This is a genomic window from Xylanimonas protaetiae, from assembly GCF_004135385.1.
In the GTDB taxonomy this organism is placed as follows: Bacteria; Actinomycetota; Actinomycetes; order Actinomycetales; family Cellulomonadaceae; genus Xylanimonas; species Xylanimonas protaetiae.
The window spans coordinates 1349616-1361250 of the sequence record NZ_CP035493.1 but is presented as its reverse complement, the minus strand read 5'-3'; the positions used below and the strand labels follow the sequence as shown (position 1 = coordinate 1361250).

General features: G+C 72.3%; 14 protein-coding genes. 10 read left to right on the top strand and 4 right to left on the bottom strand.

Annotated features, from left to right (window positions below; translation table 11 throughout):
- The first annotated feature begins 113 nt into the window (after positions 1-113).
- The 4 genes from ET471_RS06150 to ET471_RS06135 all read left to right on the top strand — a co-directional run bounded on the left by ET471_RS06150 (position 114) and on the right by ET471_RS06135 (position 3294).
- Positions 114-698, top strand: coding sequence for a ribonuclease H family protein (locus ET471_RS06150; RefSeq protein ID WP_129187066.1), 585 nt, complete (start codon positions 114-116; stop codon positions 696-698).
- A gap of 7 nt (positions 699-705) precedes the next feature.
- Positions 706-1641, top strand: coding sequence for a DNA-3-methyladenine glycosylase family protein (locus ET471_RS06145; protein WP_242496442.1), 936 nt, complete (start codon positions 706-708; stop codon positions 1639-1641).
- A gap of 68 nt (positions 1642-1709) precedes the next feature.
- On the top strand, positions 1710-2657 hold the full coding sequence (locus ET471_RS06140) for a hypothetical protein (protein WP_129187065.1): 948 nt from the start codon (positions 1710-1712) through the stop codon (positions 2655-2657).
- Positions 2635-3294, top strand: coding sequence for an HIRAN domain-containing protein (locus tag ET471_RS06135; protein WP_129187064.1), 660 nt, complete (start codon positions 2635-2637; stop codon positions 3292-3294). The genes ET471_RS06140 and ET471_RS06135 overlap by 23 nt, the downstream gene beginning before the upstream one ends.
- A gap of 56 nt (positions 3295-3350) precedes the next feature.
- On the opposite strand, the gene ET471_RS06130 is transcribed toward ET471_RS06135, so the two are convergent.
- Both ET471_RS06130 and ET471_RS18795 read right to left on the bottom strand, forming a co-directional pair.
- Positions 3351-5009: an Rv2578c family radical SAM protein gene (locus ET471_RS06130; protein WP_129187063.1), complete on the bottom strand. Its 1659-nt coding sequence runs from the start codon at positions 5007-5009 to the stop codon at positions 3351-3353.
- A gap of 100 nt (positions 5010-5109) precedes the next feature.
- The gene (locus ET471_RS18795; protein WP_280949910.1) at positions 5110-5244 is read right to left on the bottom strand and encodes a hypothetical protein; all 135 of its coding nucleotides are present in this window, start codon (positions 5242-5244) and stop codon (positions 5110-5112) included.
- Between the two features lie 171 nt (positions 5245-5415).
- On the opposite strand from ET471_RS18795, the gene ET471_RS06125 reads away from it, so the two are divergent.
- From ET471_RS06125 to ET471_RS06100, 6 genes are read left to right on the top strand one after another with little or no spacing between them, the layout of a single operon-like run.
- Entirely contained in the window at positions 5416-6054 is a 639-nt protein-coding gene (locus tag ET471_RS06125; RefSeq protein ID WP_129187062.1) for a histidine phosphatase family protein, read from the top strand.
- 31 nt (positions 6055-6085) lie between these two features.
- Positions 6086-6622 carry a PH domain-containing protein gene (locus tag ET471_RS06120; RefSeq protein ID WP_129187061.1) on the top strand — a complete coding sequence of 179 codons (537 nt, stop codon included), beginning with the start codon at positions 6086-6088 and terminating at the stop codon, positions 6620-6622.
- Positions 6619-7485 carry an SDR family NAD(P)-dependent oxidoreductase gene (locus tag ET471_RS06115; protein WP_129187060.1) on the top strand — a complete coding sequence of 289 codons (867 nt, stop codon included), beginning with the start codon at positions 6619-6621 and terminating at the stop codon, positions 7483-7485. The genes ET471_RS06120 and ET471_RS06115 overlap by 4 nt, the downstream gene beginning before the upstream one ends.
- Before the next feature lie 48 nt (positions 7486-7533).
- Positions 7534-8280: an MIP/aquaporin family protein gene (locus tag ET471_RS06110; RefSeq protein WP_129187059.1), complete on the top strand. Its 747-nt coding sequence runs from the start codon at positions 7534-7536 to the stop codon at positions 8278-8280.
- 40 nt (positions 8281-8320) lie between these two features.
- Entirely contained in the window at positions 8321-8551 is a 231-nt protein-coding gene (gene vapB / locus ET471_RS06105; protein WP_129187058.1) for a type II toxin-antitoxin system VapB family antitoxin, read from the top strand.
- Complete coding sequence (locus ET471_RS06100) at positions 8548-8952, top strand: type II toxin-antitoxin system VapC family toxin (RefSeq protein WP_129187057.1); 405 nt, start codon at positions 8548-8550, stop codon at positions 8950-8952. Before vapB ends, ET471_RS06100 begins: the two co-directional genes overlap by 4 nt.
- Before the next feature lies 1 nt (position 8953).
- Here the strand turns inward: ET471_RS06100 and ET471_RS06095 are convergent, their stop codons facing one another.
- Both ET471_RS06095 and ET471_RS06090 read right to left on the bottom strand, forming a co-directional pair.
- Positions 8954-9676: an anaerobic ribonucleoside-triphosphate reductase activating protein gene (locus tag ET471_RS06095; RefSeq protein ID WP_129187056.1), complete on the bottom strand. Its 723-nt coding sequence runs from the start codon at positions 9674-9676 to the stop codon at positions 8954-8956.
- Positions 9657-11441: a ribonucleoside triphosphate reductase gene (locus ET471_RS06090; protein ID WP_129187055.1), complete on the bottom strand. Its 1785-nt coding sequence runs from the start codon at positions 11439-11441 to the stop codon at positions 9657-9659. Before ET471_RS06090 ends, ET471_RS06095 begins: the two co-directional genes overlap by 20 nt.
- Between the last annotated feature and the right edge of the window lie 194 nt (positions 11442-11635).

The window sequence follows — 11635 nt, the reverse complement described above, 5'->3', positions numbered from 1 at the left end:
CGCCGGAGGTTTCGCCTGCCCCCAACCGCTCACCGGGCGGTCGACCGCCCCCGGGCCGCGCGGGGTGCGCCCGGGGCTCGACGGTGTCGGTGGGCCGGGGCAGAATCGCGGTCGTGATCATCGTGAGCACCGACGGTTCGTGCCTCCGCAACCCCGGGGGTGCGATCGGCTGGGCGTGGATCGACCACGAGGGCGGCCGCTTCGACTCGGGCGGCGCCGCCAGCGGCACCAACCAGGTCGCCGAGCTCACCGCGGTGCTGCGGGCGGTCGAGGCGCACCCCGGCGACGAGCCGCTGCTCATCGAGTCGGACTCGCAGTACGCCATCCGCTGCTCCTCGGAGTGGCTGGAGGGCTGGAAGCGCAAGGGGTGGCGGACGGCGTCCGGCAGCCCCGTGAAGAACCTCGAGCTCGTGCAGGCGATCGACGCCGCCATCGCGGGCCGCGGCGGTCCCGTGCGGTTCCGCTGGGTGCGCGGCCACGTGGGCAACCCGTTCAACGAGCGCGCCGACGAGCTCGCCGGCCTCGCCGCCGCGGACTGGGCGGCCGGGCGTGGCCACGTCGGGTCGGTGCTCCTCACCGACGCCGAGGAGCTGGCGGCGGCCGAGCCCGCCCGCCGGCCGGCGGTCGTCGGGGCACGCCCGGCGACGGAGCGCCCCGCGGCCGAGCCGCAGTGGGAGCTCGGCACGCTCTTCGACTGAGCCGCCCGTGCAGCGGACGGCAGGCCGGTTCGACGCACCGCTGACGGTGCGTCACGAGTCGGCGCGCCCGCTCGACGTCGCGCTGACGCTCGGACAGCTCGGGCACGGCCCGTTCGACCCCGCGGTGCGCCGCACGCCCGACGGCGTCCTGTGGCGCACCTCCCTGCTGGCCACGGGGCCTGTCACGCAGCGGATCGTGCAGGCGGGCCCGCGATCCGCCGTCGTCGACCTGTGGGGCGAGGGGGCCCGCGAGGCCGCCGACGGCGTCGCCGCGCTGCTCGGCGAGGACGACGACGCCGCCGGCTTCACCTACCCCGCCGTGCTCCGCGACGCCGCCCTGCGCGCGGCAGGGATGCGCATGCCGCGCACCGGGAGGGTGCTGGAGTCGCTCGTCCCCGCGATCTTCGAGCAGCGTGTGCAGTCGGTGACGGCGCACCGGGCCTGGCGCTGGCTGCTGACCCGGTACGGCTCGCCCGCTCCGGGGCCCGCGCCCGACGGGATGCGCGTGGTGCCCACGCCGCAGCAGTGGGCCGCGATCCCGAGCTGGGACTGGCACCGCGCCGGCATCGACGCCGGGCGGGCCCGGACGGCGGTCGCGTGCGCCCGCCTGGCCGGCCGGCTCGAGGAGGCGGCGCTCCTGGCAGGGCCCGCCGCGCGGGCGCGCCTGGAGGCGGTCCGCGGCGTCGGCGTGTGGACGTCGGCCGAGGTGGCGCAGCGGGCCTTCGGCGACGCCGACGCCGTCTCCGTCGGCGACTTCAACCTGCCGGGCGCGGTGGGCTGGACGCTCGCCGGCGAACGCACCGACGACGCCGGGATGCTGGCCCTCCTCGCCCCGTACGCGCCGCACCGGCACCGGGTGGTGCGGCTCATCACGACGCGCGGGCACGCGAGCGCGCCACGGCGGGGGCCGCGGACCCGCCTGGTGGACCACCGACGGTACTGACGGCGGCCGGTCACCGGGGAGGCACCAGCTCCGCTGCGAGGTCGAGGCGCGGCCGTATCCTCGGGCGTGTGGTTGCAGCCGGCGAGACCAGCCAGGGCAGGCGCCCCGCGGCGGAGACTGACGTCTCGGCCTGGGCTGTCATCCGCGACGAGCCCGGAGGACGAGACCCGAACAAGCGCTGGGTCGCTCCTGATGCCGACTCGCCGCGACACGAGCACTGGCTGTGGAAGTCTCGGCAACCCACAGGTGACGGTTCCGAGTACGCGCTGACGGACTGCGCAGAAGTTGTGGTCTCGCTGCTCGCCATGACGCTCGGCATCCCGGCGGCGGAGTGTCGATACGCGGTCTGCGACGGTGAACTTGGCCTGATCTCCAGGAACGTCGCTCCGGAGGGTTACAGCCTGAACACCGGACGGACGTACCTGCCGGAGGTCGACGGCTACGTTCGACTGCCTGAGCGCGGGGCCGAGGACGGAGCGGCTGGCCGGATGCGACTCGATCGGGGCTACACGCTCGAGTCCGTGCGCACCGTTCTTGCGGACGTGGCACCTCCGCCCGGCGTCGGCGGGTACACGGCGTTCGGCGTTTTCGCTGGTTATCTCGTCCTCGACGCCCTCGTCGGTAACAGCGATCGCCATCCGGGCAACTGGGCGCTCCTGGAGTCGGGCGAAGGTGCTCGGCACCTCGCGCCGACGTACGATCACGGCACAGCGCTCGGCGCCGGACTCACGGCATCCAATCGCGCGGTTCGTGACCCTATTGCCTTCGCTCGCCGCGGCAGGGCGAATCCGTTCACCCCCGCACGGCAGTTGCTGGTAGATCTTGCGCTCGACGCCGTCCACAGATCCGGTGCATACGGCTGGTTGGACGGTGTCGCCACACTGGACGAGGTGCGCATCAGAGCGACACTTGAAGCGCCAGGCGAACGATTGTCAGTGGATGCGTCTACGTTCATGAGGCGAGTCGTGCTTGAGAACCGGAGGAGGTTGTGCGATGGCGACACTGCTGAAGACTGACCAGCTCCTCGTAACGCGCCAGGATCCGGCCACGCGACGGTTCGCGCGCGTGGGGACGTTGACGTTCGACGGCGGGACGTACACGTTCTCGTACGACCCCACCGCGAAGCGCCCGCTCCCGGGGCTTCCGATGGGGAAGACCCACCAGAGCCAGACGCTCTTCCCGATCTTCGCGGAGCGGGTGATCGATCCCCACAGGCCTGAGCGCTTCGAGACCCTTGAGCATCTTGGGCTACCTCGCGAAGCCGGCCCGTTCGAGGTCCTCGCGGTCTCCGGTGGCGGTCGAACTGGCGACACGTACGAGCTCACCCCGTTGCCCCAGCGTGGCGACGTGAGCCTGCCGTTCCTCGTGCACGGTGTTCGTCACCTCACGCCCGGAGAACGCGGAGCCATCGACCTCCTCGCGCCAGGAGATCGCCTGTCACTGCGGTTCGAGCCCGAGAACCCCGTCGACGACCGTGCACTGCTCGTGACTCAGGACGGAGGGCGCCTCGGGTACGTCCCCACGCCGCTGCTCGAGTACGTGCACGAGATCATCAAGCGTGAACACGACCTGATCGTCGAGCGTGTCAACCCTGCAGAGGCCGGGCTCCACATGCGCCTGCTCGTCCGCCTTGTCGGACGCTACGAGGGCTGACGTTGCCGGGGCCACGCTTGGAGGTCCGGCGGACCTCCAGCGGCACTGACGACCGGTCAGAAGAGCACCTGCTCGACGTCGGCGCTCGCGAGCGCGAGGCCGCTGCCGTCCGCAGGCAGGCCTGCGAGCGCCCCACCGGTCGCGAGGCTGCCGGCTGTCGCGGAGCGGTGGGCCGACGCAAGGCTGCCGGCGGGGTAGGCGCCTTCGCGGGCTCGCAGGTCGTCCTCGTACCGGCCCGTCGCGCCCGACCTCGAGCGGTGCCCGGACGAGCCGAACCCGCGCTCCTCCAGCAGCGGCCGGACCCGCTCCCAGAGCCACTCGCGGTACGCCTTGAGCGCGTACGTGCGCGCGTAGACGCGCCCGTACCCGGCCACGAGGTGCGGGTGCTCGCGCTCGAGCCACGCCAGGTACCACTCGCGCGTGCCGGGCTTGAGGTGCAGCGGCAGCACCGTCACGCCCGTGGCGCCGGCGTCGGCGACCGCGTCGAGAAGGCGGCGCAGATGGTCGGTCGAGTCGGTGAGCCACGGCAGCACCGGGGCGACCATGACGCCGCAGGGCAGGCCCGCCGCGCGCACGGCACGGACCAGGTCGAGGCGGGCGCGCGGCGCCGGGGTGCCCGGCTCCACCGACTGTTGCAGGGGCTCGTCGAGCATCGCGAGCGAGACACCGAGCCCGACCGCCACGCGCTCCTGCGCCTCGACCAGCAGCGGCAGGTCACGGCGCAGCAGGGTGCCCTTGGTGAGGATCGAGAACGGCGTGCCGGAGTCCGCGAGCGCCCCGATGATCCCCGGCATGAGCCGGTACCGGCCCTCGGCTCGCTGGTACGGGTCGGTGTTCGTGCCGAGCGCGACGGGCTCGCGGGTCCATGACGGCCGGGCGAGCTCGGCGCGCAGCACCTGGTCGACGTTGACCTTGACGACCACCTGGGTGTCGAAGTCCTTCCCCGCGTCGAGCTCGAGGTACTCGTGCGTGGGGCGCGCGAAGCAGTTGTGGCTGACGACACCGTTGGCGACGAAGTCGCCGGTACCGGTGGTGATGTCGACCATCTGCTGGTCGAAGCCGAGATCCTCGACGCTCACGACGCCGAGGTCCGACGTCGACCTCACGGCCCGACCAAGGATGTCGAGCTTCCGGGTGATCGCCGGACCTGTGACGCCCGCGAGAAAGCCGAACCCCATGAGCGCGTCGCCTGTCGTCAGGTGGGGCCTCCGGGCGTCTTCGGCGGTGGCACCCGTCACGTGCTTCCATCCGCGGACCGTCAGGAACCGGTGGTCGCCGCTCGCGACGATCTCCGTCCCGTCCCGCAGCGTCACCCGGTAGGCACGCTTCGTCGTCGACCATGCCGCATGGACCTCCGTCTGGACGAAACGCCGGGACTTGCCGTCCGGCTCCGTGCCGACGACGAGATCGCCGACCCGGATGTCGCGGATGGGTTTCTGCCGCCCGTCAGCCAGAAGGACGAGCGTCTCCGGGCTCAGGCAGTAGGTGCACGCGTGGCTGCAGCCTCGGTACGGGTTGACCGTCCAGCGGAACGGCATCTTCGACGCCGCCGGGACGTGCGAGAGGGCCGACTTCGCGTGGACCTCGTGGAACGTGATGCCCGCGAACTCGGGCGTGCGCACGCTCCGCACGAGCCCCGCCTGCGCCAGGCCCGCGAAGTCCAGGCCCGGCAGCGCGCCGTCGTCGGCCGTGATCGCTTGCCCGTCCCATCTCATCCACTCATTAGAACATGTGTTCGAACGATGGAACAGGTCCCGGAGACGACGACGCCGGGCTCCGACGTCCGTGTCGGGCCCGGCGTGCGTGCTGACGACCTCAGCGGTCGACGTCGTCCTCGCTGCCCAGCGGGGCGGGCTGCTGCAGCGCGACGACCTCGGCGTGCGTGCGGCCGGCCAGCGTGGTGCGGCGGGGGTTGGCGATCGATCGGTACAGGTTCTCGGTGTCGGTCATACGTGGCTCCTCCTCAGGGCGCGGCGAAGGCTCGTGGACCGGCCGCGTCCCGCTACGTCGCGGGGTAGGTCGCCCATCTTCGCGTGAGACGGCGTCTCGGCGCCACCCCGTCTCACGGTGAGGAGCCTCACTCACCCGGCGGTTCACCCGCAGGTGAGCGACGATCGACGCATGCCGATCGAGCCCACGAAGGACCCGCAGCTCGTCCTCCTGCGCCACGGCGAGACGGAGTGGTCGGCGAGCGGCCAGCACACCGGCCGCACCGACATCCCGCTGACCGCGGCGGGCGAGGAGCAGGCCCGCCAGGCGGGCCGCGCGCTGGGCGGGTACGACTTCGCCGCCGTCTACGCCTCGCCCCTCCAGCGCGCCCGCCGCACGGCCGCGCTCGCCGGGTTCCCGGACGCCGTCGTCGACGAGAACCTCGCCGAGTGGGACTACGGGCCCGTGGACGGGCGTACGGCGAAGGACCTCAGCGCCGTCCTCGGGCGCGAGTTCCTCATCTTCGACGACGGCGTCCGCTGGCTGCCCCCCGACCCGGAGCACGGCGACGGGCGGCCCGGCGAGCGGCTCGAGGACGTGTACGGGCGCGCGCTCGCCGTCGTCGCGCGCGTGGAGGAGACGCTGCGCGACGGCGGCCCCGTGCTCGTCGTCGCGCACGGGCACCTGCTGCGCGTGCTCGCGACGGCGTGGCTCGGGGTGGACGCGCGGCTCGGCGAGCGGCTCGAGCTGGGCACGGCCGCGATCTCGCTGCTCGGCTACGGGCACGCGCTGCGCACCATCGAGGGCTGGAACCTGCCGCCCACCCTGTGAGCGGCACTCGCTCCCGTGGGAGCATGCGGGCATGGCTCTGCGGGACCGAAACCTCATCGACGACGAGCAGGTCGTGCTCCGGCTCCACACGCACGCGAAGGCCATGCTGTGGCCGTTCGTGCTGTTCCTGGCGCTGGTCGCGGGCGCGGTCGTCACCCTCCTGACGTCGACCGACGACACCGTCACCTGGGTGGTGCTCGGCGTGCTGGTGGTGGTCGCGCTCGCGGGCGTGCTCTGGCCGTGGCTCAACTGGCGCACGCACTCGTACACGATCTCCACCCAGCGTGTCTCGGAGCGGTCTGGAGTCGTCACGCAGAAGGGGCGGGACATCCCGCTGTACCGCATCAACACCGTGTCGATCGAGAAGGGCCTGCTCGACCGGATCCTGGGGTGCGGCACCCTCGTCATCGCCGACGCGAGCGAGAAGGGCGGCATGGTGCTGCACGACGTGCCGCGCGTCGACCGCGTCCACCGGACCGTCCAGCAGCTCCTGGCGAGCATGGACGACGGGTCCGACGACGGGGAGTTCCCGCCGAACGAGCCGCCGCGGCGCGGCCCGCGCCGGTGAGCCCGACGACATCCGCCGATCCCGGTCCGGCGTCGGCGCCGGCGTCGGGCAAGGCCTGGTTCGTCACGGGAGCCGGCCGCGGCATCGGCCGCGCGATCGCCGTCGCGGCGCTGCGTCGCGGCGACCGGGCCGCCGCGACGGCCCGCGACCCGCGCGCGCTGGACTCTCTCGTCGCGGAGTTCGGGGACGCCGTCGTGCCGCTGCGGCTCGACGTCACCGACGCCGACGCCGCCCGCGCCGCCGTCGCGGAGGCGCACGCCCGGCTGGGGCGCCTCGACGTCGTCGTCAACAACGCCGGGTACGGGCTGTTCGGGTACGTCGAGGAGCTCGACCCGCAGCAGCTGCGCGACCAGCTCGACGTCAACCTGTTCGGGGCGCTGCACGTGACGCAGGCCGCGCTGCCGTTCCTGCGCGAGCAGCGCACCGGGCACGTCGTGCAGATCTCCTCGTCCAGCGGGCTCGCGGCGTGGCCCGCGCTCGGCGGGTACCACGCGTCGAAGTGGGCGCTCGAAGGGCTCAGCGACGCGCTCGCGCAGGAGGTCGCGCGGTTCGGGATCGCGGTCACGCTCGTGGAGCCGGGGCCCGTCGACACCGCGTGGCGCGGCGCGTCCGCCGTCCGCGCGCGCGAGCTGCCCGCGTACGACGACGCCCGCGCGGCGGCCTGGCACCCGGCCGGATCGACCGCACCGGAGGCGGTCGCCGACGTCGTCCTCGCCGTCGTCGACCACCCGGAGCCGCCGCTGCGCATCCTCGTGGGCGACCTCGCGGCGGACGCCGTCCTCCCGATCACCCAGGCGCGGCTCGACGCGTGGCGCGCCTGGGAGGCGCTGGGACGCAGCGCGGACCACCCTCCCGAGGGCTGACCGGGGTGGCACCCGGCGCGAGAGCGCCGCGGGTGCCAGAGTTCTCCCATGGATCCCTCGGTCGACCTGTGGGTGCGGCTGGCCTGCGAGTTCATCGGCACGGCCATCCTCATCATCATCGGCAACGGCACCGTCGCCAACGTCCACCTCAAGGGCTCCAAGGGGTACCGTGGGGGCTGGTCGCTCATCGCCATGGGCTACGGCCTGGGCGTGATGATCCCCGCGATGATGTTCGGCGGGATCAGCGGCAACCACATCAACCCGGCGTTCACGCTGGGGCTCGCGGTGTTCGGGATGTTCCCGTGGCACCTCGTGCCGCTCTACTGGGGCGCGCAGCTCCTCGGCGCGATGGCGGGACAGCTCGCCATCGTCGTCACGCACAAGCCCTACTACGACCAGACCGACACCGCCGAGGACGTGCTCGCCACGTTCTCGACCATCAACGCGGCCGGGTCGCGGCTCAACGGGTTCCTGTCCGAGACGCTCGGGTCCGTGGTGCTGTTCTCGTGCGCGCTCGCGCTCGTGCACTCGCCGCTCATGGTGGACGAACAGGGTGTCGCGCACCTGGGGATCGGGTTCCTGGTGTGGGCGCTCGTCGTCGGGCTCGGCGGGCCCACCGGGCCAGCGCTCAACCCGGCCCGTGACCTCGGGCCGCGCCTCGTCCACCAGCTCCTGCCGACGTCGGTGCTGCACCACAAGGGCGGCTCGGACTGGCGCTACGGCTGGGTGCCGATCGCCGCGCCGCTGCTGGGCGGGGTGCTGGGCGTGGGCGGCTGGCACCTGCTCCTGGGCTGACATCGTGGGTATACGGTAGGTATATCCACGAGGGGGACCCATGTCGACCACGCGACTGTTCCGCAGCAACACCACCCAGGCTGTCCGCCTGCCCAAGCCCGTCGCCTTCCCCGAGACGGTGCGCGACGTCGAGATCCGCGTCGTCGGGCAGTCCCGTGTGATCACCCCCGTCGGCTCGTCCTGGGCCGACTGGTTCGACCACGGGCTCGTGGTCCCCGACTTCCCGGCCGAGCGGGAGCAGGGCGTCGCCCCGGAGCGCGGGTCCTGGTGACGACGCTCTACCTCCTGGACACGAACATCCTCATCGATCTCCTGCGCGGGCGTGGAGCCCTCGCGCGCCCGCGCCTCGAGGCCGCCGAGGGCCGCGTCGGCGTGTCGACCATCAGCACCATGGAGCTGGACTACGGCGTCGAGCGCTCGTCCGACCCGGCTCGGAGCCGCCAGGCCCTCGACGGGCTCCTGTCCCTCATGGACGAGATCCCGTTCGACGCCCACGCCGCCCTGCACAGCGGCCGGATCCGCGCGCACCTCGCCGCCGCCGGCACGCCGATCGGACCGTACGACGTCCTGATCGCCGGGCACGCCCGGTCGCTCGGAACCGTGCTCGTCACGCACGACGTCGACGAGTTCTCCCGGGTCCCCGGCCTGGAGGTCGAGGACTGGCTCGCGTAGGTCAGGCGGCTCGGCGTTCGACGTCCGGGAGGTCTTCGGGGTGCAGGAGGTCGCGGAGGTGCCAGCCTGCGAAGGCCGCCGCGTGGTCTGCCGCGAGGCCGTCCGGGCGGGCCTCCTGGATCGCGTGGTGCTGGACGCCTCGCGCCGCGAGGCGGGCCGCGAGGGCGAGGATGTCGGCGCGGGTGTGGACGGTCGGGTCGACCGTCGTGCGCACCTCGTGCGCGACGCCGCTCGCCAGCAGCGCATCCAGGGCCGCCCACGCCGCGCGGCCCGACGACGGGACGCCCGTGACCGCCGCGTAACGCTCGGGCAGGTGCTTGACGTCGAGGCCCACCCAGTCGAGGACGCCGTCGTCGAGCAGGGACGCCAGCCGCTTCGGCCAGGCACCGCCCGTGTGCAGGCCCACCGCGAAACCTCGCTCGCGTACCTCGGCGATCGCGCCGGGCAGTGCCGGCGAGAGCAGCGGTTCCCCGCCCGAGAACACCACGCCGTCGAGCAGGCCGCGGCGTCGGTCGAGGAGCTCGACCACGTCGGACCACGGGACCTGGCCGGGGGCGCGGGGGTCGAGGATCGCCTCGTTGTGGCAGTAGACGCAGCGCCACGGGCAGCCCTGGAGGAAGACGACGGCCGCCAGCCTGCCGGGCCAGTCCACCGTGGAGAGACGGACCAGGCCGGCGACGACCGGTGTCCCGTCGTGCGCGCCGCTAGGCGTGGGCCGGCTCACGGAAGGTCACTCGCTCGTGGTACTCGCCCTGCTTGCCCGTGTTGAACGACGACACCGGGCGCAGGTAGCCCATGACGCGCGTCCACACCTCGGTGATGCGGCCGCAGCGCTCGCACTCCGTCTGCTCGCCGGGCAGGTAGCCGTGCAGCTCGCACACCGAGAACGTCGGGGTGACCGTGATGTACGGCAGGCGGAAGCTCTCCAGCGAGCGACGGACCAGCGTCTTGCAGGCCTCGGCGTCGCTGATCCGCTCGCCCATGTACAGGTGCAGCACGGTGCCGCCCGTGTACTTGACCTGCAGCTCCTCCTGCTGCTCGAGCGCCTCGAACGGGTCGTCCGTGAACGACACCGGGAGCTGCGAGGAGTTCGTGTAGTAGGGCTCGTCGTCCGTGCCGGCCTGGAGGATGCCCGGGAAGCGGGCGCGGTCCTCCTTGGCGAAGCGGTACGTGGTGCCCTCGGCCGGGGTGGCCTCCAGGTTGTAGAGGTGGCCCGTGCGCTCCTGGGCCTCGACCATGCGGGCGCGCACGTGGTCGAGGATGTCGAGCGCGAGCACCCGGCCGGCCGGCGTCGTGATGTTCTCGGCGTCCCGCGTGAAGTTGCGGACCATCTCGTTGATCCCGTTGACGCCGATGGTGGAGAAGTGGGCGTCGAGCGTGCCGAGGTAGCGGCGCGTGTACGGGAACAGGCCGTCGTCCATGAGCTTCTGGACGGTGACCCGCTTGGTCTCAAGGGAGTCGACGGCGAGGTCGATCAGCCGGTCGAAGGCCGTGGTGAGGTCGCCCCACGAACCGGAGTGCAGGTAGCCGAGGCGGGCCATGTTGACGGTCACGACGCCGATCGAGCCGGTCTGCTCCCCCGACCCGAACAGGCCGTTGCCGCGCTTGAGCAGCTCGCGCAGGTCGAGCTGGAGGCGGCAGCACATGGACCGGACGTCGCCGGGGTTCAGCTCGGAGTTCAGGAAGTTCTGGAAGTACGGGGTGCCGTACTTGGCGGTCATCGCGAAGATCCTGTCCGCGACCGGGTCGTCCCAGTCGAAGTCCTTCGTGATGTTGTACGTCGGGATGGGGAACGTGAAGGCGCGACCCGCGGCGTCGCCGGCCGTCATGACCTCGACGAACGCCATGTTGATCATGGCCATCTCCGCGGCGAGGTCGCCGTAGGTGAAGTCCTGCACCTCCTCGCCGATCAGGGGGTGGGTGTCGCGGAAGTCGTCCGGGCACGTGAGGTCGAACGTCAGGTTGGTGAAGGGCGTCTGCGTGCCCCAGCGCGAGGGGACGTTGAGGTTGTGGACGAGCTCCTGCATGCCCTGGAGCACCTGGTCGTAGGTGAGCCCGTCGCGGCGGACGTACGGGGCCAGGAGCGTGTCGAAGCTCGAGAACGCCTGCGCGCCGGCCCACTCGTTCTGGAGGGTGCCGAGGAAGTTCACGATCTGCCCGAGGGCGCTGGAGAAGTGCTTCGCGGGGCCGGACTCGATCTTGCCCGGGACGCCGCCGAAGCCCTCGTGCAGGAGCTGGCGCAGCGACCAGCCCGCGCAGTAGCCGCCGAGCACGTCGAGGTCGTGCACGTGGATGTCGCCGTTGCGGTGCGCCTCGCCGACCTCCGGCTCATAGACCTCGTCGAGCCAGTAGTTCGCGGTCACCTTGCCGGCGACGTTGAGGATCAGGCCGCCGAGCGAGAAGCCCTGGTTCGCGTTGGCGCGCACCCGCCAGTCGGACCGGTCCAGGTACTCCCCGATGGTCGAGGCGACGTCGATGCTGCGGCCCATGCTCGTTTCCTCACCGTTGAAGTGCGGCGGTTCCGACCGTCGCGGAGAACACCAGGTCTATCACAACATCTAGTTGCCTTCCTAGCGGCACAACACAAGATGTTGTGGTTTGCTGACGCGGCGTCGGTTCGCCTCGGAGGGCGTCCGGGCGCGGCGGCACCGCCGCTCCCCACGCTACGGAGGGCGCCCGCCCG